The sequence below is a fragment of the Pseudomonas sp. A-RE-19 genome (assembly GCF_019956555.1).
Lineage (GTDB): Bacteria > Pseudomonadota > Gammaproteobacteria > Pseudomonadales > Pseudomonadaceae > Aquipseudomonas.
The window spans coordinates 125556-151712 of the sequence record NZ_JAHBDQ010000008.1; the positions used below are offsets into that span (position 1 = coordinate 125556).

A 26157-nucleotide genomic window follows, 5' to 3' on the forward strand; every position below is an offset into this window, starting at 1 on the left:
GCTCAGATACTTCGCGCCAATGACCTTGTACCGCTGACATAGTGATTGATCCATTGAAGAACAAGACCATTCCTATTAAGCACGAACTTTTTTGAAAGTCCCGTTTCGTTACGCAACTTTTACGGTGGTCATATGAATTCTGTTTTTCGCTTGGCGGTCGTTGAGGACATACCGGCACTGCTGGCACTCGAACAGCAATGTTTCACCACGGACCGGCTCAACAGTCGCAGTTTTCAATGGATGATCACTCGGGCCCACGGGCAACTGTTGGTAGCCCAATGCGGCGAGCAATTGGTGGGCTATGCGGTGGTGCTGTTCCACCGGGGCACTTCATTGGCGCGCCTATACTCGATTGCGATAGCCCTTGATGCTCGCGGCAATGGGCTGGGCAAGCAATTGCTCGAACGTGTCGAGACCTGCGCCATTGAGCATGACTGCGCCTACCTGCGGTTGGAAGTGCGTATCGACAATCCGACGGCGATTGCTCTCTATGAGCGCAACGGCTACCGACGTTTTGCGCTGATTCACGACTATTACCAGGACCATGCCGACGCGCTGCGATTGGAAAAACGTATCCTCCAGCACCGCGATTCACGCAACATCAAGGTGCCTTACTACCCGCAGACCACCGAGTTCACCTGTGGCCCGGCCTGCCTGCTGATGGCCATGGGCGCGCTGCAAGAAGATCGAGCGCTGGAGCGCGGCGAAGAACTGCAAATCTGGCGCGAGGCGACCACGGTGTTCATGACGTCTGGCCACGGTGGCTGCAGCCCTCAAGGTCTGGCGCTGGCAGCGTGGCGCCGTGGCTTGCGGGTGCGGCTGCAACTGAGCATGGCCGGGCCGCTCTTTCTCGATGGTGTGCGCGATGCGCATAAAAAAGACGTAATGCGCCTGGTACACGAGGAGTTCACGGCGCAGTTGCAAGCCACCGATGTGGAGCGAATGATCGGCGGACCACTGGATCTGCCACAGTTACTGCACGATGGCGGGCAGCCACTGGTATTGATCAGCAGCTATCGCTTGACCCGTTCCAAGGCGCCGCATTGGGTGATCGTCACCGATTGCGATGAAGAGTTCGTCTACCTGCACGATCCGGATGTGGATCACAGCCAGCATCGTCAGCCAATGGATTGCCAGCACTTGCCGGTCAGCCATGGGGAATTCGACAAAATGTGCAGTTTCGGACGAGACAAGCTGCGGGCAGCGGTGATTCTCTACCGGCGGGGGTAAACCTATGGTGAGGGAGCTTGCTCCGGTTCGAGTGCGAAGCAGTCGATTGCATGGGCGCGCTTCACACCCCAGCGGGAGCAAGCTCCCTCGCCACAGGATATGCGCATTACTTCAGGCCAACTTTGTACAGCACCCCGTCATCCTCATCGGTCAGTACATACAAATAACCATCCGGTCCCTGCCGCACATCGCGAATACGTTTGTTGAGCTCACCGAGCAACCGTTCTTCGTGAACAACCTTGTCATCCTTCAATTGCAGGCGGATCAGTTCTTGATTCACCAGCGCACCGATAAACACGTTGTGCTGCCAGGCCTTGAAGCGATCGCCGTCGTAGAAGGCCATACCGCTGAGGCCGGGGGATTTTTCCCAGACGTGGTGCGGGGCCACGGTGCCTTCGGCGGTTTCGCCCTTGGCTTCCGGGATCGGCAGACCGGAATAATTGATGCCGTGGGTTGCGATGGGCCAACCGTAGTTTTTGCCTCGTTCGATGAGGTTGATCTCGTCGCCGCCCCGAGGGCCGTGTTCGTTTTCCCAGAGTGTGCCGCTCCAGGGGTTGAGCGCCGCGCCCTGCGGGTTGCGATGGCCGTAGGACCAGATTTCCGGGCGAACACCTTTTTGCCCGACAAAGGGGTTGTCGTTCGGTACCTTGCCGTCCGGATAGATCCGCACGACCTTGCCTTGCAGCTTGTCGAGGTCCTGAGCGGTGGGTCGGTCGTTATTCTCGCCCAGGGTGATGAACAGGTAGCCGTCGCGGTCGAATACCAGTCGCGAGCCGAAGTGATTGCCGACGGAGAGCTTGGGTTCCTGACGGAAGATCACCCTGAAATCCTTGATCGCCGTCAGGTCTTGCGACAACCGTCCGCGACCGACCGCCGTGCCAGCCTTGTCGCCCTCACCGCCACCTTCGGCGTAAGACAGATAGACCATGCGGTCTTGCTTGAAGTCAGGCGACAACACCACATCGAGCAATCCGCCCTGCCCCTTGGCCCAGACCTGAGGCACGCCACTGAGCGGGTCCGAGAGTTTGCCGTCGGTGCTGACCACCCGCAGGTTGCCGGGGCGTTCGGTCACCAGCATCCCTTGGCGGTCGGGCAGAAATGCCAACGCCCAAGGGTGTTCCAGGCCTTTAACGATCGGCGTGACCTCAAGGGTGCCCTGCTCGCTTTTCAAATCCTGCGTCGGCGCCGCGAAAACAGACGCCGTGGCTGTAAGCAAAGCACTGGCACAGACAGTGGCCAAGAAGGTTTTACGCAACATGCACGATTCCTTTTGTCGTCAAAATGGCTGGCAAGACCTCTGTCCTACCGTTCAACGGTAGTTGCGGTCCGAGTCCCGGGGCGCTGGATTGGGAATGAATTTCGGTTGGCTGGTGGGCGCCGGTCGATCTTGTGGATAGCGGTTGCCAATGCCGCCGTTGTCCAGGGTTGGCGGCCGTGGCACAGGCACCGTGCTCGGCCCGCGAATCACCGGGATGCTGGGTTGGGTGCCTTGCATGCTGTTGGGATTGGCCCGGTGAATCGGGCTGTTGTAAGGATTGTTATTGGTGCTGCCCGGCAGGTTCTGGGCCAGCAGCAATGACGAGGATGGCGGTGCGGTGTCGGCCAGAGCCAAAGGGCTCAACACACCACTCAATACCAGCGCGATGACGCCGAGCACACATCGGTTCATGAGGACCTCTCTAAATGAGCATGCGACGCTTCATGGATGAATAGAACCACGCTACGCCCGGGGTTCGGATTTGTTAACTAAAACCTCTTCCAGAAGATGTAACACGAGTTGACCACACCGCTGATCCGCCCGCAGGACCGGGCCGCCGCCGACTGAAACTTTTGCCCTCGGCCACAGGTCACCAGAACATCAACCGACGAGATCACGACGATGGCACGGGCAATCTGGAAAGGCGCAATCAGTTTCGGTCTGGTGCACATCCCCGTGGCGCTGGTCTCGGCAACGTCTTCCCGAGGGATCGATTTCAACTGGCTCGACAGCCGCAGCATGGACCCGGTCGGCTACAAGCGCATCAACAAGGTCACTGGCAAGGAAGTCACCCAAGAGCACATCGTTAAAGGGATCGAGTACGAGAAGGGACGTTACGTCGTGCTCAGCGAAGAGGAGATTCGCTCAGCCCACCCAGTGTCGACCCAAACCATCGACATTTTTGCCTTTGTCGACAGCAAGCAGATCCCTTTGCAAAACATCGACACGCCCTACTACCTGGCGCCAGACAAACGCGGCGGTAAGGTGTATGCGCTGTTGCGCGAAACCCTCAGCAAAACCGACAAGGTCGCCCTGGCCCGCGTTGTTTTGCATACCCGCCAGCATTTGGCGGCCCTCATGCCGCTGGAATCAGCCCTGGTGCTGGTGATGCTGCGCTGGCCCGCCGAAGTGCGCAGCCTCGATCAACTGGAATTGGGCAGTGACGTGACCAAGCCGGATCTGGCCAAAGGTGAGCTCGAGATGGCCAAACGGCTGGTGGAGGACATGAGTGCCGACTGGACGCCCGAGGAGTACCGCGACAGCTTCGAAGACAAGATCATGGCACTGGTCGAGACGAAGGCGAATGAAGGCAAGATCGAAGATGTCGAAACCGCTACGGGCGAAGAGGCGCGTAAAACTGCCGATGTTATTGATCTGACTGAACTGCTCAAACGCAGTCTGGGTGGCAAGGGGGGCGGTAAAGCGGCCAGTAAACCAGCTTCGAAAGCCAAACCTGCCGCGGAGAAAAAAACCACGAAACGGTCCAGCGGCTAACCGACTCCTGGAGCATCCATAAGTTATGCGATGGAAATACCGGCCCCATCGCGAGCAGGCTCGCTCCCGCATTGGCCGTGTGAACGACATAGAACAAAGGTGGGAGCGAGCCTGCTCGCGATGGCTTGATGCGCCACAACACAAAACTCAGATCAAAACAAAAACCGCCAGCACCCCACCAAAAATCACCCATTTCTCCAAGTAGTAGCGGGTGCGGTTCCGCTTCTTGAGCGCTTTGCCGCGCAGGCGAATCTTGTAGATTTTGGCGAACAAGCGGTTGATAGCGCCGGTCTTGTCCCCGGCATCGTTCGGTGCGCCCGCCGCCGCCATTACCGTACGGCTGAACCATCGGTTAAACGCCGCCGCCCAGCGATACTTCATCGGCCGCTCGACGTCACAGAACAGAATGATGCGGTTCTGCGCGGTGGCGTTTTCAGCGTAATGAATGAAGGTTTCATCGAACATCACCGCCTCGCCGTCGCGCCAATGGTAGTTCTCACCGTCGACATTGATGTAGCAACCGGCATCGTTCGGCGTTTCCAGGCCCAAGTGATAACGGTAAGAACCGGCATACGGATCGCGGTGACGAACCAGTTTCGAACCCGGTGGCAACTCGGCGAACATCGCCGCCTTGATAGAGCCAATGCTTTGCACCAGTTCAGTCGTGCGCGGGCAGAGCTTTGCGGCCGAAGGGTGACTGTCGCCGTACCACTTGAGATAGAAACGCTTCCAGCCACTTTTGAAAAACGAGTTGAAACCGACGTCGTCGTACTGATTTGAACGCTTGATCTCTCCGGCCTTGAGCAGCTTCTGGCCTTCAGCACGGATTTCTTCCCAATGAGCCTGCAAAGGACTCAGGTCGGAGAAATCCGCCGGATTGAGGTAAGGCTTGTTGGGAAGTTTCGAGAACAGATACAGGAAGCAATTGATCGGTGCGAGGAAGGTCGAGTGGTCGCTTAGTTGACGACCCAGCTTATGGCGCACTCGGCCGCGCAAGTGGACATACATAATGGAGATGACATAAATAGCGGCAATGAAAAGTTTCACGAAAATCGTCACACGTCAGAAATGAACACTGCGTCCCGATGGCGCGTTCTTGAGCCATGCCAACGTCCGGCACGGACTCTAAAAATGACATTTTAGCGACAGTTTGTAACTAATAGTTAACGTTCAACTGTGAAAATGTGTCTACGCTTTTTTGTAGGGCGGGTCCGCCGCTCATCCCGCGTGGGAACGTGCTCTCCCAACGGTGGCCTCCTGCCACGCCACCATTCGTCGCATATGAAAACGTGGGACGCAATACACGGCCATGTCTGGCTTGGGCCTTGCAAAAGCCGGGCGTAGCAGCCCCAGAACGACGTATTTCTGACGCGGCGGCAATCAAACTAATGCTTAAGGACTCCAGCGATACGCTTGGTCAGTCACCGGGAGATGTAACGTGTCAACTCTCAACGAAATCGCAGCGAATCACGCGAGAATGGCTAAGGCAAAAGAAGAAGAGTCGACCAGACTGAGAGAGCGACACCTTCAAATAGTGGGAAGTTTCGAAATACCATCCACTGATGAGCAACAGCACATGCCACTGCACCTCATTACTGGAGTGCAGGACAATCATCTCGGACAAGCCACTGGCTACTTGCTCTGAGTCTCTATCTGGTCAGTCGCCGGTTTGTCGAACGCAGTTCAACGTGCGGGGAAGCCAGACTTTCACCCGCGACCAGCGAGTCGTTTACAGCGGGCAGGTAGCGACAACTATATTGTCACTGCCTGCAGAGGTGATTTGCACGGTCCAGCCTTGCGTAAAACCATGTCGTGATCTTCGACGATGGCTGGAGAGACGAATCTGAACAGGTGCCCACCCTGACCAAGTGCTGGCCATTCAGCAATCCATCTGAAACACACCTGGCCGGGCAAGCGGTGATGACTTTACCCAGAGCCACACCAAGTGTCTCGAACACAACGCTGAACAAAAATAACATTGAGAGGCCTCTACGTTTCCCTGTCTATCCAGGATGAGCCCCCTCATCCAGACCCCGATTCTGCAAAAACCTGGACCGAACCTTAAAGAAGCTGGCGACACGTTATCGCCCGCCGTACAACTGCCGTCACACTTATGCGACAATATGCACAATGTCTGGCATGAATCCCGCCTTTATTGCCCAACAGCTTGGACACAACGTCCAGATGCTGCTCTCGACTTATGCGCGCTGGTTGAACTCTAGCGGTGACTGGGGAGAGATGGAGAGGAACTCCAAAATGCCCCAGGAATGGCCCAAGCGCCAAATGCGCAGCTCGCAACCCATTGATAGGTAAAGTAATTGATCTCCACAGCTAACATCACGATGCAGTTCGGCGCCAAGCCGCTATTCGAAAACGTTTCGGTCAAATTCGGCGCCGGTAACCGCTACGGCCTGATCGGCGCCAACGGTTGCGGCAAGTCGACCTTCATGAAAATCCTCGGTAGCGACCTCGAGCCGTCCGGCGGCCAGGTCATGCTCGAGCCGAACGTGCGTCTGGGTAAATTGCGTCAGGACCAGTTCGCCTACGAAGAATTTACCGTGATCGACACCGTGATCATGGGTCACGAAGAGCTGTGGAAGGTCAAGGCCGAGCGCGATCGCATCTACTCGCTGCCGGAAATGACCGAAGAAGACGGCATGGCCGTGGCCGAGCTGGAAACTGAATTCGCCGAAATGGACGGCTACACCGCCGAATCCCGCGCCGGTGAATTGTTGCTGGGCCTGGGTATCGGCATCGAGCAGCACTTTGGCCCGATGAGTGAAGTGTCCCCGGGCTGGAAACTGCGCGTGTTGCTGGCGCAGGCGCTGTTCTCCGACCCGGAAGTGCTGTTGCTCGACGAACCGACCAACCACCTGGACATCAACACCATCCGCTGGCTGGAAAATATTCTGACCCAGCGCTCCAGCCTGATGATCATCATCTCCCACGACCGTCACTTCCTGAACAGCGTGTGCACCCACATGGCTGACCTGGACTACGGCGAGCTGCGCCTGTTCCCGGGCAACTACGACGAGTACATGACCGTGGCGACCCAGTCCCGCGAGCAACTGCTGTCGGACAACGCCAAGAAGAAAGCGCAAATTTCCGAGCTGCAATCGTTCGTCAGCCGCTTCTCGGCCAACGCCTCGAAAGCCAAGCAAGCGACCTCCCGTGCCAAGGCGATCGACAAGATCCAGCTGGCCGAAGTCAAGCCTTCGAGCCGTGTGAGCCCGTTCATCCGTTTCGAACAAACCAAGAAGCTGCACCGTCAGGCGGTCATCGTCGAGCGCATGGCCAAAGGCTTCGACGGCAAGCCGCTGTTCAAGGACTTCAGCTTCCAGGTTGAAGCCGGCGAACGCGTAGCGATCATCGGCCCGAACGGTATCGGTAAAACCACCCTGCTGCGCACTCTGGTCAACGAATTGACTCCGGATGCCGGCACCGTGAAATGGACCGACGCCGCGGAACTGGGCTACTACGCCCAGGACCACGCCCACGACTTCGAAGACGACTGCAACCTGTTCGACTGGATGGGCCAATGGACCCAGGGCGGCGAGCAACTGGTTCGCGGCACCCTCGGCCGTATGCTGTTCTCCAACGACGAAATCCTCAAGTCGGTCAAGGTCATCTCCGGTGGTGAGCAAGGTCGCATGCTGTTCGGCAAGCTGATCCTGCAAAAGCCGAACGTGCTGATCATGGACGAACCGACCAACCACTTGGACATGGAATCCATCGAAGCGCTGAACCTGGCGCTGGAGAACTACCCGGGCACGCTGATCTTCGTCAGCCACGACCGTGAGTTCGTATCGTCCCTGGCCACCCGCATCATCGAGTTGAGCGCCGATGGCGTGATCGACTTCAGCGGCACCTATGACGATTACCTGCGTAGTCAGGGTGTGTTGATGTAAGACGGCTTCCAGCTGCAAGCTTCAAATGAAAAGCCCTGTCCTGGTGACGGGGCTTTTTGCATTTCAGATTCAAAACACTTCGGTGTTGAGACCATCGCGAGCAGGCTCGCTCCCACAGTAGAGCTCCAGTGAACATACATTCTGCGTACGCCGTTATCCAATGTGGGAGCGAGCCTGCTCGCGATGAGCCAAATGCTGAAGGCCTATGCTGATCTGCAATCCACTTCGTTAGCCTGCTTCCTTTTATCCCCCGCCCACGCCATGATGCAGTTCTCCTACCGCCGCCCGCGAACGAGCTCTCATGTCTGTGCAGCAGCTTCCCCCACAAAGCTCCATGGCGATCACCCTGCAGATCGTGTCCATCGTTTTCTATACCTTTATCGCCTTCCTCTGCATCGGCCTGCCGATTGCGGTGTTGCCGGGGTATGTCCATGAACAGCTGGGGTTCAGCGCCATCGTGGCGGGGCTGACCATTGGTTCCCAATACCTGGCCACCCTGCTCAGCCGCCCCATGGCCGGGCGTCTGTCGGACAGCATTGGCACCAAACGGGCGATTGTTTACGGCTTGTCGGGGATTGCATTGAGCGGCGTGCTGACATTGCTGTCGACCCTGCTGCAAAGTCTGCCGTTGTTGAGCCTGGCTATCCTGATCGCCAGCCGTTTGCTGCTGGGCATCGCTCAAGGGTTGATCGGGGTCGGCACGATCAGTTGGTGCATGGGCCAGGTGGGGGCCGAGCACACGGCGCGTTCGATTTCCTGGAACGGGATCGCCTCGTACGGCGCCATCGCCATTGGCGCGCCGCTGGGCGTGGTGATGGTCGCTGAACTGGGGTTCACCAGCCTCGGGATTGCGCTGTCGTTACTGGCCTTGATGGCGTTGCTGTTGATTCGCAACAAACCTTCGGTGCCGGTGATTCGCGGTGAGCGCCTGCCGTTCTGGGCGGTGTTCGGCCGTATTGCCCCCTTTGGCGCGAGCCTGAGCCTGGCGTCCATCGGGTACGGCACGCTCACCACTTTTATTACCCTGTATTACGTCAGCCTTGGCTGGAGCGGCGCGGCTTATTGCCTGACGGTGTTCGGGGTCTGTTTCATTCTGGCGCGACTGTTGTTCATTTCCAGCATCAGCCGTTTCGGTGGTTTCACCTCGGCCATCGCCTGCATGAGTATTGAAACCGTGGGGCTGATCCTGCTGTGGCTGGCGCCTTCGACGGGTTATGCCTTGATCGGCGCGGGCCTGACCGGGTTCGGTCTGTCGCTGGTCTACCCGGCGTTGGGGGTGGAAGCGATCAAGCAGGTTCCCAATTCCAGTCGCGGAGCGGGTTTGAGTGCCTATGGAGTGTTTTTTGATCTGGCACTGGCGATTGCCGGACCGCTGATGGGCGCGGTGGCGTTGAACCTGGGGTATTCGTGGATTTTCTTTAGTGCGGCGGTGTTGTCGATAACCGGACTGGGTTTGACCTTATTACTGAAACACCGCGCAATGGCCTGACTTCCACCCGCAGCTCCTACGGGGACCGCGTTGGATTCATTGATCTGCGGTTTGCAAGCCGGCGCGGGAGGGTTTGCCCAAGGCATGGGAGAAGAACCGTCCGGCTTCGGAAATCATGTTGCGGTGAATATCCTTGCGGTCGACGCCGTCGGCATCGGTGCACAGTGCCGGCATGGCGGCGATCTGTTCTTCGTTGCACGGCGCCAGGAATACGAAGTGCCCTGCCCCGGCCAGCAACTTGAAGTCCGGGGCGGTCGGCAGTTTGCGTGCAAGCGCTGCGGCGTTTTTATCGAACGCCACCAGTTTGTCGCCATCGCCGCTGTACAACAGCACCGGCACATGCACGTCGGCCAGGGTGTGGCGGCCGAACTTCAGACTCAGCGGCGCCATCAGCAGCAAGGCATGCACGCGCGGGTCTGCCACTGGCTGCAAATCATCACGATCGACGATCAGTTCACCTTGCGTGTTGCAAGCATCGCGATCATCCGGACGCTCATGGCAATAACGACGCAGACGATCCAGGTCCGGGGTGGCGCCGGACAGGATCAACGCCGTCTCACCGCCCGCCGAATAGCCAATCACTCCGACTTGATCGGCATTGACGAAGGGCGCGAGCATACGGTCGCTCAATGTCGCGGTAATGGCTTCGGAAATCTGGATCGGCCGCCCATAAAGGTTGCTCAAGGTGCCGAGGCGGCTGTGGTCCTTGGAGTTGTCGCCGGGATGGATCACCGCCACCACCACAAAGCCCTTGCGTGCCAGCGAGGTGGCGAGGTCGTGCAGGGCCAGCGGGGTTCCGGTATTGCCGTGGGACAGCATCAGCATCGGAAAGCGCCCGATGGCGACTTTGGTGTCTTCACCGGCTTCGACGGTGTAGTTCTCGAGCGTGCTGGAATGTTCCTTGTCGCTGGACGGGTAAAAGGCAATGGCGCGCATCGGCTGCAAATCCAGCGGATCGAGAAATGTCATCTCATGGAAGCCGACACTCCAATGAGGGTGCGGCGCAGGCATGGCGTGCACTGAATTCAGGCTGCCCAGCAGACAAATCAGTAGCGTTGCACAAAGACGCATCATGGGATGCCCCACCTTATTACCTGACCGCAGATATTAACCCTCGACTGCATAACCTGGGCCAGAAACTGATCACCGCCAGAAACAAAAAACTCCGTATCTGGCCATCACGATGACCAGAATACAGAGTTTCAGGGGTATTGCCTGAGCTGTTTACGACTTTTACGCAAGCCTTACGCGGCAGCGAACAATTGCTCGCTGATCTGCACGTGGGCGTCGCTCATGGCTTTGGTGCGCACTTCATCACCGTAGGCCAGGCCATGGGCGCGGACGAACTCGATGTCGGTGATGCCGAGGAAGCCGAACAGCACTTTCAGATAGTCTTCGTGAGCAGTGCCGGTTGGTTGGCCAACGTGCAAACCGCCAGACGTCGAAACGATGACCACTTTTTTGCCGCCGCACAGGCCTTCAGGGCCGGCTTCGGTGTAGCGGAAAGTCTGGCCGGCCACGGCAATGCGGTCGATCCAGGCCTTGAGTTGGGTCGGAATGGTGAAGTTGTACATCGGCGCGGCAATCACGACGGCATCGGCGGCGATGAATTCGGCCAGCGCCTGCGCGCTCAGATCGGCTTCGTGCTGTTGCGCGGCGTTGCGCAGCTCAGCGGCGGTGCCGGCGGCGACCAGGGTGGTGGCGGAGAAATGGCTGATGGCATCGGCGGCCAGGTCGCGGTAAGTCACCACAACGCCGGGCTCGGCGGCTTGCCAGGTTTTGACGACTTCGCCGCTCAACTGACGGGAAGCCGAGTTGTCACCCAGAATGCTCGAATCGATATGCAGTAATTTCATGTGGAATCTCCAAGGTGAGGACCGCCACCCGGCGATCTGTTGGAGACAATCCTATAGACGAAACCAATAGCTGATTAGCCAGCAATAATGCGATAGTTCGTCTCACTGATAGAACAGTCGAGTTTGAACATGCAAGACCTCAACGATCTCTATTACTTCGCCAAAGTGGTCGAAGCCGGTGGCTTCGCGGCGGCCGGGCGTTTGCTGGGGATTCCCAAGTCACGCTTGTCGCGACGCATCGCCGAGCTGGAAGAACGCCTGGGCGCACGCCTGCTGCAACGCACTACCCGCCAACTCAACCTGACCGCCGTGGGCGAGCGCTACCTGCGGCACTGTCAGGCCATGCTGCTGGAGGCCGAGATGGCCGACGAAGCAGTGGCCAGCATGTCCAGCGAACCCCGAGGGCGCTTGCGAGTGTCCTGCCCCGTCGGGTTGGCCCATGAAATCTTGCCTGGGGTAATCAGTCACTTTCTGGAGAAATTCCCTCAGGTTCAGCTGGAGGTGATGTTGCTCAACCGTCGGGTTGACCTGATCAACGAAGGCGTCGATGTCGCCTTGAGAGTGCGGGATCCGGGTGATGAAGATCCATTGCTGGTCACCCGCCGCCTGCGTCAGGCCCAAACGTTGTTGGTTGCCAGCCCCGCATTTCTGCTCGGCCGTGACATAAATCATCCCGAAGACCTGAAAAACCTGCCAGTGCTCGGCGCTCTGGAAGCCGACCGCATGGTGCACATCCGCATGCTGGATCAAACAGGCAAAAGCTACGACCTGAGTCTCGAAGCACGATTGGGCATCGACGATTTCATCGTGCGCAAAGCCTGCACCCTCAATGGCCAGGGCTTTACTCTGCTGCCAATGATGTATTGCGAGCAGGAGCTGGAAAACGGTTCGCTGGTGCGACTCCTGCCCGGCTGGTCATTGCCGGGCGGCTGGCTGCAAGCGGTCTACCCTCATCGACGCGGGGTGATGCCGGCGGTGCGCGCCTGGATCGACCATTTGATCGAATCATTCAATGACTGCGGGGACCGATTGATATGAAGGCAAGACCCATGAGCGAAGAAGACGTCGCGCAATTCTGTCTGGCGTTGCCCGGCGCGCGGGAAGACTACAAATGGGGCGGCGTGCGGGTGTTTTCGATTGCCGGGAACAAGATGTTCGCCTTGCAGAACCTGCGGGGACAGTCCCTGGCCTTCAAGGTCGACAAGGACCTGTTCCTGGGCCATTGCGACCGACCAGGCATTCACCCGGCGCCGTATCTGGCCCGGGCTCAGTGGATCATCATGGAAACGCCCTACCCGCTGGGCACCGAAGAGCTGCAAGGCTTGCTGCAACGGTCCCACCAACTGGTGGTGAGCAAGTTGCCCAAACGCACGCAGGTCGGCTTGCTGCTTTAGGCCTTAAAACAGCGCAAACAGATGGGCGCCCAGAAACAGCTGATCGATCCAGAACACTTGATGCATCAGCACGATGAGCCAAAACACCAGCTGAAAGGAAACCTTGCGGGTCTTGTGCCGAAACACTTGCTGGGCCAGCAAGGCGCCCGGCCAACCACCCGCCAGTTCCACCGCGTGCAAGACGTTCTCCGGCGTGCGCCAGCTGTCGGCGCGGGCCTTGCGCTTGTCGCTCCAGTACAGCAAAAACGCCAGCACGCTAACGATGCCGTAGGCCGCCAGGGGAATCACCGAGACCCCGCGCAGCCACAGCGACACCGAGCCAAACAACGGCACTGCGCACAGCGCAGCGAACACCAGCAGTTTCAACCGTAGGTTTTGAATGGCTCCCCCGGAGTTGCGACCGGGGTTGTTGTTGCGCGCGCTGGAGTCGTTCATGGCTTGGCCGCAGTCCAGTCGACCCAGCCAAATTGCCAGGTGGCGAGGATCACCAGACCGAACGCAATGCGATACCAGGCGAACGCTGCGTAGCTGTGGCTGGCGATGAACTTGAGCAAGGCCCGCACGGCAATCATTGCAAAGATGAAAGCGGTGACGAAGCCGATGGCGAATACCGGAAAGTCAGCCGGCACAAACAAATGACGGTATTTGTAGCCCGAATACACCGCCGCACCGACCATGGTTGGCATGGCGAGGAAGAACGAGAACTCGGTGGCCGTCTTGCGCGACAACCCGAACAGCAAACCGCCAATGATCGTCGAGCCGGAACGCGAGGTCCCCGGGATCATCGCCAGGCATTGGGCGAAGCCGACTTTCAGGGCTTCTTTCCAGGTGATGTCATCGACGCTTTCGGCATGCACGACATGCTGGCGACGTTCAGCCCACAACATGATGATCCCGCCCACAACCAATGCGGTGGCCACGGTAATCGGATTGAACAGGTACTTGTGGATCAGGTCGGCGAAAATCACCCCCAACACCACCGCTGGCAGGAAGGCAATCAACAGATTCGCAGTAAAGCGTCGAGCGCTGGGCTGCGTCGGCAAACCGATGATCACATCGAAGATCTTGCGGCGAAACTCCCAGACCACCGCCAGGATCGCCCCGAGCTGAATGATGATGTTGAAGGCCATGGCCCGCTCACCACCGAAATCCAGCAAGTCCGCCACAATGATCTGGTGCCCGGTACTGGAAATGGGCAAGAACTCCGTCAGCCCTTCTACAACGCCTAAAATCAATGCCTGAAAGGCCGTCCAAAGATCCATCAATCCCCCAAGAAGCAATGCCCCAGGCATGCCCCGTTAATATATTTTGAGCGTTCACTGCGATCAGCGTAGCTGACATCCCGCGCGCACAAAGATCCCCACAAAACCGTAAAAATTCCGTGAAAAACAAACTGGAACTCAGGTTTTTTCGCGCGGGGCCGAAATCCTATCAGACACGCCCTGTTTTCGCTGCTGCGGAATAGGACCTGAGTCGGATAGGCCCGATCGGCAAAGTGTGGTTGGATGCTGGCGATCATTTATGACAAGAACAAGAAACCGGAGTAACCGCGTTATGAACAGCTTGCGCAGTGTCTCGATCAGCCGACGCTTGTGGCTCATCCTGATCGTGGCCGTGATGATGCTATTGACGTTGGGCGTGTTGATGCTCAAGCAGATTCACGACGACCTCTATCATGCCAAGGCTCAGAAAACCCAGCATGTGGTGCAGACCGCCAGTGGCATCCTGACCTACTACCACAGCCTGGAAACCGCCGGCACCCTCACCCGCGACGCCGCGCAAAAACAGGCACTGACCGCCGTGCGCGGTTTGCGTTATGACCAGAATGACTATTTCTGGATCAACGATCTGACGCCCGTCATGATCATGCACCCGACCAATCCGAAGCTCGAAGGCCAGAACCTCTCGACGATCCGCGACCCGGACGGTTTCGCGCTGTTCAACGAGATGGTCGCCATCGCCAAGGCCAAGGGCGCCGGCATGGTCGACTACCGCTGGCCGAAACCGGGCGCCAGTGCACCGGTGGAAAAAACCTCCTACGTGAAACTGTTCGAGCCCTGGGGCTGGGTGATCGGCTCGGGCGTGTACATCGATGACATGCAAGCCGAGTTTTATACTCAGGTCTGGAAGGCCTCTTTCGTGGGCCTGGTGATTGCCCTGATCATGGCGTTGCTGGTGATCATGATTGCCCGCAGCATCGTGCGCCCGCTCCAGGAAACCGTGAATGCCATGGCCAACATTGCCAGCGGTGAAAGCGACCTGACCCGCAGCCTCGATACCCATGGCCAGGACGAAGTCACGCAACTGGCCCGGCATTTCAACGCCTTTACCGCCAAACTGCGCCTGGTGATCAGTCAGTTGCAAGCCAGCGCCAGCGCGCTGGGTCAGTCATCCAGCGAACTGGGCAACGATGCCGCGCAGGCCCAACAACGCAGTCAGCAGCAGTCCCAGCAGATGGAACTGGTGGCGACCGCGATCAACGAAGTGACTTACGGCGTGCAGGACGTAGCCAAAAACGCCGAGCATGCGGCCAGCGAAATGCGCGATGCCGAGTCTCAAGCGCAACAGGGGCAGGTCAATATCGACGGCAGCTTGCAGCAGATCGACAAGCTGTCGTCGACCATCGATCAAGCCGTTGAGGTGATTCGCACACTGGCCGCCGAAAGCACGCAAATCGGCAGCGTTCTGGAAGTGATCCGTTCCATCGCCGAGCAAACCAACCTGCTGGCCCTTAATGCCGCCATCGAAGCCGCCCGGGCCGGCGAACAAGGTCGCGGTTTTGCGGTGGTCGCCGACGAAGTGCGCCTGCTGGCCCAGCGCACCCAGAAGTCCACGGCAGAAATCCAGTCGATGATCGAACGCCTGCAAAGCCATTCCGAAGCGGCGGTCAAGGTGATTGGCGACAGCAGCCGGGCCTCGCAACTGACCATTGAACAGGCCGGTCTGGCCGGTGCCAGCCTGAATGCCATCGGCCAGGCCTTGCGCAACCTCAACGGCTTGAACGCATCGATTGCCAGCGCGACCTTGCAGCAGGCCCACGTGGTGGAAGACATCAATCAGAACGTCACCCAGGCAGCCGGGTTGTCTCATAGCACGGCACTGGCGGCCGAGCAGTCAAGCGTGGCCAGCGTTCACCTCAAGGAATTGAGTGAACAGTTGAACGGGTTGCTCAAGCAGTTTCGGGTGTAACTCTTCTCCGTACCTGGCACTGTCCCCCTGTAGGAGCGAGGCTTGCCCGCGAAGAACGCACCGCGGTTTTTCAGGTACTGCGCGTCATCGTTCTTCGCGGGCAAGCCTCGCTCCTACAGGTATTGCGTTTGACTGGCTGCCATTGGCAAACCTCATTCCTCGCAACAAGCCCATTACCCACAATCCGGGTACAATTCGCCCCCCTCATTTTTACGACACCAAGGAACCTCCATGTCCGGGCTTGAACTGTTTGCCGCCGCCCTCGGTGTGATTGCCGTCTGGCTGACAGTCAAACAGAACCCCTGGTGCTGGCCAATCGGTCTGGTCATGGTGTTGCTGTATAGCTGGATTTTTTTCGAGGTAAAGCTGTATTCGGACATGCTGCTGCAAGTGATTTACGCCGCGTTGCAGCTTTATGGCTGGTGGCAATGGACTCGTGCGGACGCGGTTCGTGGCAAGCGGCAAGTCAGCACGCTCGATGGGAAATCAATCGCGCTCGGTCTGGCCATCGGCGCGCTTGGCAGTCTGTTGCTGGGCGCCGCAATGGCTCACTGGACCGATGCCGCCCAACCCTGGCTCGATGCCGCGCTGACCGGCTTCAGTCTGGTGGCGCAGTTATGGATGGCGCAAAAACGTCTGCAATGCTGGCCACTGTGGATCGCACTGGACATCATTTTTGTAGGCCTGTTCATCTACAAAGCGCTGTACCTGACCGCTGGCCTCTATGGATTATTTGCGCTGCTGGCCGTGCAAGGCTGGCGCACATGGCGTGCCGACCCGGCGTTGCGCACATGAAGGTTCTGGTACTCACAGGCCCTGAATCCAGTGGCAAAAGCTGGCTGGCCGCCGAACTGCAACAGCAATTCGGCGGCGTGCTGGTGGGCGAATACGTGCGCTGGTTCATCGAGCAGCAGGCGCGGGACACCTGCCCCGCCGACATCCCCGAAATCGCTCGCGGCCAGCTGCAATGGGAAGACGAAGCCCGCGCCCTGAAGCCACGATTGCTGATTCTCGATACTCACTTGCTGAGCAATATCCTCTGGAGCCAGACCCTGTTCGGCGATTGTCCGACCTGGATTGAGCAGGCACTGCTGGCCCGGCAGTACGACCTGCATTTGCTGCTGTCACCCGAACAGGTCGACTGGACCGATGACGGTCAGCGTTGCCAGCCCGAACTCGATGAACGCCGGGCTTTTTTCAACGCGACCCAGGCATGGCTGGAACAGCATCGGCAGCCTGTTCAAGTGGTTCAGGGCGATTGGGCAGAACGCCGGGTTCGGGCATTACAAGCCGTCACTCTGCTGCTCGGACGCTGACCTTATTAGAACCAACACCAATCCCTGTGGGAGCGGGCTTGCCCGCGAAAGCGGTGTGTTAGGCGACATCAATATTGGCTGTGCCGCCGTCTTCGCGAGCAAGCCCGCTCCCACACTGATTGCGCTGAACTGACGGGCACCGGCCAAATACTCCAGCATTTGTTGCGGTATTTTTGCAAATGCGTCCGTTTCTGAAACACACCTCCCCTCTCGAACAGCCCGTTTCAACGCCCGTCATCTTCTTGTCATGCGATGTGTTAAAAAGCTGATACATCCCCGAACACAGCTTGGATCCAGAGCTTTTATGATCCCTTATCCCATTGCCGCCCGGGCGGTTGTCTCAGACCTGAAACACCTCACGTTATCGTTCCCTCGCCTTGATCGATAACCCTTTGAATCAAAACAACAATCAAAAAGCGGCACAGCTTTCGCTCTCTCCTTCACAAGGCTGACTAGGGCCAGCCCACATCAAAGAAGGAATCGCCGCCGTGGGGACTTTTTATAGAGGCTTGACGCGCCTCCTGCTGCTCGGATGTGCCGCCGGTTCGGTACTCAGTTTTAACGTTCAGGCTGAAGGCAATGGCGTCATTGTGCTCACTCGTGATGTACAGCCCCACACCGTCGGCAGGCCGCCGTTTCAGAAAGACCCCTACCCGACCACTGTCAACGCCAACCCTTCGGATCGTGTCAACACGACACTCAGCAACACCGAGTTAAGCGATGGTGAGTTCGCCAGCGTGGCGAGCGGTTCGTCCATCCGCAACAACATCAACCAAAACGGTGCAAGTGTGCCTGGCAGCCTCAGTGTCATCACCAATCCCAACGGCATGCCCGGCATGAGCGCCGGTCACGGGGGCGGCAGTGGTGGCGCGATTTCGGGAACCATCAACCGTTCCATGACTTCCGGCCTTGCTCCGTTGGGCAGACTGGCGGGAGGTCAATGACATGAGCCGTTCCCTGATCCTGCTCGCCCTGCTCGCCAGTGTAGGTACAAGCGCCGTGGCCGACTCCAGCGTTCCGGTGGTCAACACCGCCAGCATCCTGGATTCCGGCGCCCGGTACAAAGGCAACTTCAACGTTAACCAGGCATCCGGCGATCAACAGCAACAGGCCAACACCCGCGCTATCGCCATCGGCACCGATGCCTCGGCGACCACTCGCGTAATCCAGAAACTCGACACACCCGCCAACCCGTCGATGAACGCGACGGCCACCATCGGCGGCACCTCTTTCAGTCATGGCAACGGTGCACTGGGTGTCAACCAGGGCGCCGGGGCCAATAACCAGATGGCCAACGCAATGCGCATCAGCATCAGTGCTGCGCCGCAAAGCGTCGACGATAGCGCCCTTTCTCAACAGAACGTGGCGTTGCTACCAAGCTCAGGGGCAACTGACGCTTCAAAAGGCAGTCGCCAGGTCGTGACAAGCGACCAGGCCTTCACCGGCAGCCGAGGAGTGATTCAGGTGAACCAGAGTGCCGGGGTGGGGAACCGAATGGCTAACACCCTGAGCATACGGGTCGCTGACTGACCCAAACGCAGTGCGATTAGAAAGTAACCAACACTTAACCAACTAATAAGCACGGAGAAACACCATGAAACCCACAATGGCACTCAAGCCGCTGGTTTTCGCCCTGGCAGCCGTCATGGCGATGGCGGCACAAGCCGGCAATAACGATCACGACCGCGATCACCACCATCACGGGCCCACAGGACCCACCTGGGAACAACAACTCTCCATCGACTCCGCCGCAAGCGCCTATGTAGGGGATACACAGGACAGCAGCGGCAACTCGGTACTCAACCAAGGCACCGAAAACACTGCCGAAGCTGACAACTCACTCAACGGCTCCAACGGCAACATGGGCGCCAACGTTGCGGGTGGCGATGGCAACCAACAAGACAACGCCGCGGCGCTGGCTACCGCTGATGAAAGTTTCATCTTCGGTTCTGCCGAGGCGACCTCCACCGCGTATCAGTACAACACCAACAATTACGTTAAAAACCGCTCTACTCAAAATAACGCCACGCTCAACAATGCTGGCAACAATGGCTCCGGCAACATTGGCATCAACGTGACTGCCGGCAACTTCAACCAACAGAAAAACAACCTGGCAATTGCCGTGTCTGGCGGGCGCGTGGCAACAGCCTCGGCTGATGCTTACCAGTCAACCACCGGTCTGGATGTAGACAACAAAGCTGACCGGACCCACGTCATCAACACGCTCACCGATACCACTACCTCCTCAGGCAGCTTCAAGGCCAAAGGTACCGGGACGATCGACGATAGTGGCTGGGGTCACAGAGGTGACGACAAGTTCAAATTCACCGCTGTGGGCACCTTCGATCTGGCTGGCGTCACCACCCATCAAGTGCTGACTCCAGACGGCTGGAAAAACCCGGTCGTGAACAACGCCTCCATGACCAACTCGATGAACAGCTTCTCCGGCAACGGCGGTGCCAACGTGTCGGCGGGTGTGGGCAACCAGCAAAGCAACTCGCTGTCCATCGCTGCCGGCTGCAGAGCCTGCATGTAATCGCGATCGAAATGAAGCCCCGGCAACGGGGCTTTTTTCCACGGTTCCCCCAAGGCGTATCGATCATGCGTACGACAGCCTTTTTTGCCCTGCTGTGCCTGTGTGGCCTGACTCAGGCGGCGCAGATGCCGGTGGCCGCCTTGCCGGGCGGCGTGCTGATCTACAAGCAGGTGCAAAGTGTGCGTGAGCGCAAGTTCAGCGACATCGTCGAACAGAAAACCGATTTCAGCTGCGGCGCCGCCGCACTGGCCACGGTGCTGCGCCAGGCTTACTGGCTCGACGTCGACGAGGAGCACATCATCAAAGGCATGCTGGTCAATGCAGACCAGAACCTTGTCCGTACTCAAGGTTTTTCCATGCTGGACATGAAGCGCTACATAGAAGCCATCGGCATGCGCGCTCGTGGCTACCGGATACCGCCCGAGAAACTCGAAGCGGTGACCATTCCGGTGGTGGTACTGATGGAAATTCGTGGCTACAAGCATTTTGTGGTGTTGCAGCGCGCGGACAAGGACTGGGTCTATATCGGCGACCCGGTGCTGGGGCACAAACGCTTCGCCCATGATGACTTTGTCAAAGGCTGGAACGGCATTGTCTTCGCAATCGTGGGTCCCGGTTACGACAAAACCAATGCATTGCGCAGCCCACCGGAACCGCTGACGGCCAAGAACAAGCTGGATACGTTCAACCCGGTCAAAGATGCCGAATTGATGGACTTTGGCTTCATACAGAGCGACTTCTTCTAATCGCCCACTGATGATAGAGAGGGCCGGATGCCCCGGGAGCAGCAGATGAAAACCTCATACTGGCTGGCCGCCGCTTGCCTGGCAGCAAGCGCATCGGGTTATGCCAATGCAGGATTCAAACCCATCGAACTCAAGGACCAGGAGCTCGCCGAGCTACGCGGTCGTTATGTCATGCCGGGGCGGATCATCAGCTTCGGCATCATCATGAGCAGCACCTGGCGCAATGCCAGTGGCGACCTGATCGGGGTGGCGACATCGATGCAGATCCAGGCCACTACCGTAAAGCCGCAATTTTACGTGTCGACCATTAAAGAAACCGGTAACGGCAGTACGCCGACATCGGGCACCGGAAATGTAATCGGTGGCGCCGGACTCACCACCACCCAGGGTGTCACTCAAACTGTGCGCGCCGCCGGTGACGGCAATACCGCATACAACAATGTCGCGATCAACGTCCAGGAGGCCAACCAAGCGCCGGCGCCGAGTCCCGCCCAAGGACAGGTGCTGACAAGCGGGCAAACCATTACCGACAGCAATGCCGCCGGTAGCGTCGCGGTGGCGGCCACCGGTGGTGGCGTACAAACAGCCATCCAGGCCAGCAACAATCAAGGCACGGCCATGCAACAGGTGGCCCAGGGGGGGCTGGTACAGAACACCCGGCTTCTGGGCAACAGCAACAGGGTCAATAACTTGACGCAACTTAATGTGGTGCTTAACAACAACGGCCGAAATGCCGGAGCAGTCAACTGCAATCTGAATCAACTCAAAGCACTACACAGCCTGGGATATTGAACTACGCTGATGCTCGATCATTGAGCGTCATGGGGGGCGGCTTATCATGTATCGGTCAGTATCACTGCGCGCAGTCGTTTGTCTGAGCACTCTGTTTCCCGCGGCGCTGCTGCAAGCAGCACCCGATGCGGATGTAGAGGCTCTGAAACAGGAGCTGATGGAGCTCAAGCAACGATACGAAGTACAACAAAAAGCCCTGGCGGTACTCGAACAACGGGTCCGCCAGGTGGAGGAACAACCGGCGGCGGCACCGCCTAAACGTCTGGCCAAATCACCCGCGGACATGAGAGGCAACCCGCAAGTGGCCACCGGCACGGGAGCGGCCGCTGCTTCGGGAGGCGCCGCCGGGGGCAGCGGCAGTTCATATGGGCAATCGCTGGCGGATGATTCTCAACCGGCCCAGAGTGTTTCCAACCTGTATGACGAGGCCAGCGGGTTCTTCGGCGGCGGCAAGTTCAGCCTCGAAACCGGGCTGACCTATTCGCGCTATGACTCCCGCCAGCTGATCCTCAACGGCTTCCTCGCACTCGATTCGATCTTCCTGGGCAACATCAACCTGGACCGGATCAAGGCCGACACCTGGACGCTGGACCTCACCGGCCGCTACAACTTCGCCAATCGCTGGCAGTTCGACCTGAACGTGCCGGTGGTGTACCGCGAATCGACCTATCAGTCCGGCGGCGCCAACAACGGTGCCGCGGGGGTGACCAGTGAAGAAACCGTGACCCGGGATCCGACGCTGGGCGACGTCAATTTCGGCATTGCCTACAAGTTCATGGACGAATCGGTCAGCACTCCGGACGCCGTGGTCACCTTGCGCGTCAAGGCGCCAACCGGCAAGGACCCGTTCGGCATCAAGCTGCACCAGAGCGACGCCAATACCAACCTGTTCGTGCCTGACACCCTGCCGACCGGCAACGGCGTCTGGTCGATCAGCCCCGGCATCTCGCTGGTCAAGACCTTCGACCCGGCGGTCCTGTTCGGTAGCCTGTCCTATACCCACAACTTCGAAGAATCCTTCGACGACATCAGCGCCACTGTCAATCAGAAAGTCCCGGGCAAAGTGCGGATCGGCGACAGCTTCCAGATCGGCGCGGGCATCGCGTTCGCGCTGAACGAAAAGATGAGTATGTCGTTCTCGATGTCTGACTTGGTGCAACGCAAAAGCAAGCTCAAACCAGATGGCGGAGACTGGGAGTCCGTGGTGTCCAGCGATGCCAACGCCGGTTACTTCAACGTCGGCATGACCATCGCGGCCTCAGACAACCTGACCATCGTCCCCAACCTGTCCATCGGCATAACGGACGATGCACCGGACTTTTCCTTCAGCCTGAAATTCCCGTATTACTTCTGAACCGCCTCTCGTAAACGGAAAAGGCCCGCGACGATATCAATCGCCGTGGGCCTTTTTTGTTTCACCGCCCTAGCGGATCTGGTGCTTGTGCAGCAATCGGTAAAAGGTCGGCCGCGATACGCCCAGGACTCTGGCGGCGACGCTCAGGTTATCGCTGTGTCGATTCAACACATCGCACAGCGCCTGGCGTTCGGCGCGGGTCTTGTAGTCTTCAAGGGTACCCATTGGCATAACGGTGGCGTGTTGACTGATCAGGCCCAAGTCACGTGCCTCGATCTGCCGTCCTTCAGCCAGTACCAGACCGCGCCGTACCCGGTTGGCCAATTCACGGACATTGCCTGGCCAGTCATGCTTGCTCATGGCGACCAGCGCGTCCTCACTGAAACTGCGAGGACGACGGCCGGTTTCATGACTGTAGAAGTGGGAAAAGTGGTTGGCCAGCATTGAAAGATCGCCATGACGTTCACGCAGCGGCACGGTGACCACTTGCAGAACATTCAAGCGATAGTACAAATCTTCGCGAAAGCGCTTCTTTTCAATGGCCGCCTCAAGGTCGACGTGCGTGGCCGCCAATACCCGCACATCCACCGGGATGGGCTGATGACCACCCACACGCTCGATGTGTTTTTCCTGCAGGAAGCGCAGCAGATTGGCTTGCAGTTCCAGAGGCAAATCGCCGATTTCATCGAGAAACAGCGTTCCGCCGTTGGCTGCCTCAATTCGCCCGACCTTGCGCTGATGAGCGCCGGTGAAGGCCCCCTTCTCGTGGCCAAACAACTCGGACTGGATCAAGTGTTCGGGAATCGCGCCGCAGTTGATCGCCACGAACGGTTTGTCGTGTCGCTGGGATTGTCGATGCAGGGTGCGGGCGACCAGCTCCTTGCCGGTCCCGCTCTCGCCGCGAATCAGCACCGGAGATTCGGTCGGCGCCAGTTTGCTCAGTAATTTGCGCAGTTCACGAATCGGTTTGCTGTCGCCGAGCAATTCGTGTTCAGGCTGATCGATATGAACCGTGCCCTGCCCGCGCAAGCGAGCCATGCCGAACGCTCGCCCCAACGTCACCTGGACCCGCGAGACGTCAAACGGCAAGGTATGGAAGTCAAAAAACCATTCGCAGACGAAGTCCCCGACATTCTGCAATCGCAGGACTTCCTGATTGAGCACCGCGATCCACTCGGTACCGCTATGGGTGATCAATTCCTTGACCGTTTCGGGGCGTTGCAGATGAAACGGCTGCAAGCGCAACAGGCCGACGTCGCAAGTTCGTTCCATGGCGTTTTCCAGGGTACAGCTGTCAACATCCCAGCCTACAGCGCGCAAACCCGGCAGCAAACGGTGGCAGTCGTCGCAAGGATCCACTACTAAAAGACGTCGAAAGGCAGGCGCTTCGATCATGACTGTTCCTTGGCGCCAAATTTAAGGAAATATTATTAAAAACAGTCATTTGGCGGTCTTGGCTGTAACACTAGCAAGAATTTGACGCAAGCTTGTATCGTTTGCTTATAGAGGTATTGGTTTATTAGTTATAAGTAGTTTGTTGCTTAGTTGCCTAACGAGTTGAACCTTTCATTCCGCTTTCAAAAACACCGGAAATGCCTGCTCCCTGAAAGAAAGTTGAAATTTCTTCTGATTCTGTGTGACCCACACCCCGGTTGAGGACATCAGTACAAGTAACCAGCCGCACGGTAAGCCCAACCGCCGGCACATCACTTGATTGGGCATATAGAGAGAAGATCCCATGAACGCCCCGCTCCGTATCAACGAAGCTCTTTTGATTGCCGACCGCGCATTCCAACCCTTTCAATGCGTGGCCTGGGCACCACAAGACGGCAATGGCGAGCTCAGCCTGACCATCATCGATCGCACTAACACTCGCATCAGCCGCAAACAAATTCCAAGCAGCGCCTATTCCGATCCAGAGCAACTCGAACACTTGCTGGAACAAGCCCGTGCCGAGTTGAGTGAGGAAGGTTACACGCTGCAATCGTGGTCCATGCCGCACTAAGCGTTTTCGCGGATTACCGCCCGGTAATCCGCGTCCCCTCTTCCCCTTAGTTGACTGTTTCCTGCAGCCAGCTGCACCCCCCCCCACCTGTTGAGACGTCTGACACGCTAAATTACCTGGCACGCTTGTCAGTGGTTCGAAAAGACACTGTTCTGGCACAAAACGACGCACTTGCAGAGCGTTATTACAGTTGTGCGCCGCGCCATTGAGGGATTGAATGTTTTGCTCATCAGTCGCCATCCGGGCACCGGATAACGTCGACTGAGAAGGAGATGCGTGCATGCCCATCCAGAGCGCTTTTGCCTTGACGTCAACCCTCCATGACGCCGGGCAACTTGATAAGAACTTCGCTGTCGGCGGCAAGGCTCAAGTGTATTTCGCTGGCAGTACTTCCAGCATGGCCAACGGCGTCGCGATTGACCCCGCTGGCCGGTTGCTGGTGGCGGCAAAGGTAGGTACGCCAGGCGGCAGCCGCTTCGGTCTGGCTCGCCTGCATAAAGATGGCTCGGCGGATCTGGCATTCGGCAAGCAAGGCAGCATCATGGGGCAGTTCGAATGTGGTTACGAGGCCATGGCGGCCACCGTGCGGGTGATGGCCGACGGGCACATTCTGGTAGCCGGCCTGCACTATGAAAATGCTCGCCGTACGCTGCCGGCCCTGGCGATGTTTGACTCGCAAGGCCACCCGGTCGCGCATTTTGGCGACAATGGACGCCGCGTGGTGCGCCTGCCGGGTGATCTTTCTCTGGGCGCTCGCGGTGCATCGCTACCACCCGGTATGCCGGGCGGCGAAACCTGTGATGCCTGCGTGCAGGACGACGGTCGAATCCTGCTGCTGGCCAATCATCATTTCGAACTGACGGATCACGTCGGCATGCTGATACGGCTCAACGCCGACGGCTCTCTGGACTCCACCTTCAACGGTCGCGGCTTTGTCATGGTCAGGCACTTGCTGATGAATACCTGGCTCAGAAGCCTGACGATACAACGCGATGGCCGAATTCTGGTGAGTGGATCAATCAATTTCCCCGAGGAAGGTTTGCTGGCTCGCTATCACAGGGATGGCCAGCTGGACGACGGTTTCGCCGAGGATGGTTTCATGACGTTCAAGGCTCAAGGTCGCAACGCTCAGATCTGCCAGATCCTCCAGCACGAAAAGGGTGACTTGCAGTGTTTCGGCACCAGTTGCGAGCCGATGCATTGCCTGGCCCTGAACATTCACAGCAATGGTCGGCCGGACATTCACTGCAACTGTGGCCAGCCAAAGCTCCTGAAAATCGGTCGCAGCGGTTGCCACTGGAGCGCCGCCGGGGTTCAACCGGATGGTCGTGTGCTGAGCGTCGGGGCGACTGTCGGTGGCATTGAAGCCGATTTCATTGTTGCCCGGCACTTACCCAATGGGCGGCTGGATCGCACTTTTGGCAAGGGCATCGGCTGGGTTCGCACACGCCTGAGTCGCGGCCCGGACACCGCCACTTCACTGGCCGTGCAGACCGACGGTGGCATTGTCGTCGGGGGCTATTCGCTCGATGGAAACTACCGTGCCGTGGTGGTGCGCTATCGGGGATAAGTCAAAGTACTTTCTGCGCT

General features: G+C 58.2%; 26 protein-coding genes and 1 pseudogene. 19 read left to right on the top strand and 8 right to left on the bottom strand.

Annotation, left to right across the window (positions count from 1 at the left end; genetic code table 11):
- Positions 1–132: 132 nt before the first annotated feature.
- Positions 133–1230 (top strand): ribosomal protein S18-alanine N-acetyltransferase, encoded by a 1098-nt coding sequence (rimI, locus tag KGB14_RS06570; RefSeq protein ID WP_223484979.1) that lies wholly within the window; start codon positions 133–135, stop codon positions 1228–1230.
- A 106-nt stretch (positions 1231–1336) separates the two neighbouring features.
- On the opposite strand, the gene KGB14_RS06575 is transcribed toward rimI, so the two are convergent.
- A complete protein-coding gene (locus KGB14_RS06575; protein WP_223484981.1) occupies positions 1337–2488 on the bottom strand; it encodes a PQQ-dependent sugar dehydrogenase in 1152 nt (383 codons plus the stop codon).
- 51 nt (positions 2489–2539) lie between these two features.
- Positions 2540–2899 (bottom strand): hypothetical protein, encoded by a 360-nt coding sequence (locus KGB14_RS06580; protein ID WP_223484983.1) that lies wholly within the window; start codon positions 2897–2899, stop codon positions 2540–2542.
- A gap of 210 nt (positions 2900–3109) precedes the next feature.
- Here KGB14_RS06580 and KGB14_RS06585 point away from each other — a divergent pair, with 210 nt between their 5' ends.
- Positions 3110–3982, top strand: a complete 873-nt coding sequence (locus KGB14_RS06585; RefSeq protein ID WP_223484985.1) for a Ku protein — start codon at positions 3110–3112, stop codon at positions 3980–3982.
- Between the two features lie 147 nt (positions 3983–4129).
- Here KGB14_RS06585 and lpxO read toward each other — a convergent pair whose 3' ends face one another.
- Entirely contained in the window at positions 4130–5029 is a 900-nt protein-coding gene (gene lpxO / locus KGB14_RS06590) for a lipid A hydroxylase LpxO (RefSeq protein WP_223484987.1), read from the bottom strand.
- Between the two features lie 391 nt (positions 5030–5420).
- Between lpxO and KGB14_RS28535 the strand changes: the two genes are divergently transcribed.
- The 4 genes and pseudogenes from KGB14_RS28535 to KGB14_RS06610 all read left to right on the top strand — a co-directional run bounded on the left by KGB14_RS28535 (position 5421) and on the right by KGB14_RS06610 (position 9379).
- Complete coding sequence (locus KGB14_RS28535; protein WP_223484988.1) at positions 5421–5627, top strand: hypothetical protein; 207 nt, start codon at positions 5421–5423, stop codon at positions 5625–5627.
- Positions 5628–6040: 413 nt separating this feature from the next.
- A pseudogene (locus KGB14_RS06600) lies at positions 6041–6295 on the top strand (integrase); the annotation flags it as partial.
- Positions 6296–6300: 5 nt separating this feature from the next.
- Positions 6301–7890 (top strand): ABC-F family ATPase, encoded by a 1590-nt coding sequence (locus tag KGB14_RS06605; RefSeq protein WP_223484991.1) that lies wholly within the window; start codon positions 6301–6303, stop codon positions 7888–7890.
- 301 nt (positions 7891–8191) lie between these two features.
- Entirely contained in the window at positions 8192–9379 is a 1188-nt protein-coding gene (locus KGB14_RS06610) for an MFS transporter (RefSeq protein ID WP_223484993.1), read from the top strand.
- Between the two features lie 36 nt (positions 9380–9415).
- On the opposite strand, the gene KGB14_RS06615 is transcribed toward KGB14_RS06610, so the two are convergent.
- Positions 9416–10453 carry an alpha/beta hydrolase family protein gene (locus KGB14_RS06615; RefSeq protein WP_223484995.1) on the bottom strand — a complete coding sequence of 346 codons (1038 nt, stop codon included), beginning with the start codon at positions 10451–10453 and terminating at the stop codon, positions 9416–9418.
- A gap of 170 nt (positions 10454–10623) precedes the next feature.
- Positions 10624–11235, bottom strand: a complete 612-nt coding sequence (locus tag KGB14_RS06620) for an FMN-dependent NADH-azoreductase (protein ID WP_223484998.1) — start codon at positions 11233–11235, stop codon at positions 10624–10626.
- Positions 11236–11364: 129 nt separating this feature from the next.
- Between KGB14_RS06620 and KGB14_RS06625 the strand changes: the two genes are divergently transcribed.
- Together KGB14_RS06625 and KGB14_RS06630 are read left to right on the top strand one after the other, a co-directional pair.
- Entirely contained in the window at positions 11365–12273 is a 909-nt protein-coding gene (locus KGB14_RS06625; protein WP_223485000.1) for a LysR substrate-binding domain-containing protein, read from the top strand.
- On the top strand, positions 12270–12629 hold the full coding sequence (locus KGB14_RS06630; RefSeq protein WP_223485002.1) for an MmcQ/YjbR family DNA-binding protein: 360 nt from the start codon (positions 12270–12272) through the stop codon (positions 12627–12629). The genes KGB14_RS06625 and KGB14_RS06630 overlap by 4 nt, the downstream gene beginning before the upstream one ends.
- A gap of 3 nt (positions 12630–12632) precedes the next feature.
- Here the strand turns inward: KGB14_RS06630 and KGB14_RS06635 are convergent, their stop codons facing one another.
- Together KGB14_RS06635 and KGB14_RS06640 are read right to left on the bottom strand one after the other, a co-directional pair.
- Complete coding sequence (locus tag KGB14_RS06635) at positions 12633–13064, bottom strand: DUF1294 domain-containing protein (RefSeq protein WP_223485004.1); 432 nt, start codon at positions 13062–13064, stop codon at positions 12633–12635.
- The gene (locus KGB14_RS06640; protein ID WP_223485006.1) at positions 13061–13891 is read right to left on the bottom strand and encodes an undecaprenyl-diphosphate phosphatase; all 831 of its coding nucleotides are present in this window, start codon (positions 13889–13891) and stop codon (positions 13061–13063) included. Before KGB14_RS06640 ends, KGB14_RS06635 begins: the two co-directional genes overlap by 4 nt.
- A gap of 292 nt (positions 13892–14183) precedes the next feature.
- Between KGB14_RS06640 and KGB14_RS06645 the strand changes: the two genes are divergently transcribed.
- The 9 genes from KGB14_RS06645 to KGB14_RS06685 all read left to right on the top strand — a co-directional run bounded on the left by KGB14_RS06645 (position 14184) and on the right by KGB14_RS06685 (position 22562).
- Positions 14184–15818 (top strand): methyl-accepting chemotaxis protein, encoded by a 1635-nt coding sequence (locus KGB14_RS06645; RefSeq protein ID WP_223485008.1) that lies wholly within the window; start codon positions 14184–14186, stop codon positions 15816–15818.
- A 231-nt stretch (positions 15819–16049) separates the two neighbouring features.
- A complete protein-coding gene (gene pnuC, locus KGB14_RS06650; protein WP_223485011.1) occupies positions 16050–16613 on the top strand; it encodes a nicotinamide riboside transporter PnuC in 564 nt (187 codons plus the stop codon).
- Positions 16610–17134 carry an AAA family ATPase gene (locus KGB14_RS06655; protein WP_223485013.1) on the top strand — a complete coding sequence of 175 codons (525 nt, stop codon included), beginning with the start codon at positions 16610–16612 and terminating at the stop codon, positions 17132–17134. Before pnuC ends, KGB14_RS06655 begins: the two co-directional genes overlap by 4 nt.
- Positions 17135–17622: 488 nt before the next feature.
- Entirely contained in the window at positions 17623–18078 is a 456-nt protein-coding gene (locus KGB14_RS06660; protein ID WP_223485015.1) for a hypothetical protein, read from the top strand.
- A 1-nt stretch (position 18079) separates the two neighbouring features.
- Positions 18080–18664 carry an adhesin gene (locus tag KGB14_RS06665; protein ID WP_223485017.1) on the top strand — a complete coding sequence of 195 codons (585 nt, stop codon included), beginning with the start codon at positions 18080–18082 and terminating at the stop codon, positions 18662–18664.
- A 64-nt stretch (positions 18665–18728) separates the two neighbouring features.
- Positions 18729–19670, top strand: coding sequence for a heme utilization protein (locus tag KGB14_RS06670; protein ID WP_223485018.1), 942 nt, complete (start codon positions 18729–18731; stop codon positions 19668–19670).
- A gap of 65 nt (positions 19671–19735) precedes the next feature.
- Complete coding sequence (locus KGB14_RS06675) at positions 19736–20416, top strand: C39 family peptidase (RefSeq protein WP_223485020.1); 681 nt, start codon at positions 19736–19738, stop codon at positions 20414–20416.
- A 45-nt stretch (positions 20417–20461) separates the two neighbouring features.
- Positions 20462–21208, top strand: a complete 747-nt coding sequence (locus KGB14_RS06680; protein ID WP_223485022.1) for a hypothetical protein — start codon at positions 20462–20464, stop codon at positions 21206–21208.
- 46 nt (positions 21209–21254) lie between these two features.
- Positions 21255–22562, top strand: a complete 1308-nt coding sequence (locus tag KGB14_RS06685; protein ID WP_223485024.1) for a hypothetical protein — start codon at positions 21255–21257, stop codon at positions 22560–22562.
- A gap of 69 nt (positions 22563–22631) precedes the next feature.
- Here the strand turns inward: KGB14_RS06685 and KGB14_RS06690 are convergent, their stop codons facing one another.
- Entirely contained in the window at positions 22632–23957 is a 1326-nt protein-coding gene (locus KGB14_RS06690; RefSeq protein WP_223485026.1) for a sigma-54 dependent transcriptional regulator, read from the bottom strand.
- A gap of 343 nt (positions 23958–24300) precedes the next feature.
- Between KGB14_RS06690 and KGB14_RS06695 the strand changes: the two genes are divergently transcribed.
- Complete coding sequence (locus tag KGB14_RS06695; protein WP_223485028.1) at positions 24301–24567, top strand: hypothetical protein; 267 nt, start codon at positions 24301–24303, stop codon at positions 24565–24567.
- A 280-nt stretch (positions 24568–24847) separates the two neighbouring features.
- On the top strand, positions 24848–26137 hold the full coding sequence (locus KGB14_RS06700) for a hypothetical protein (RefSeq protein WP_223485030.1): 1290 nt from the start codon (positions 24848–24850) through the stop codon (positions 26135–26137).
- Positions 26138–26157 lie beyond the last annotated feature (20 nt).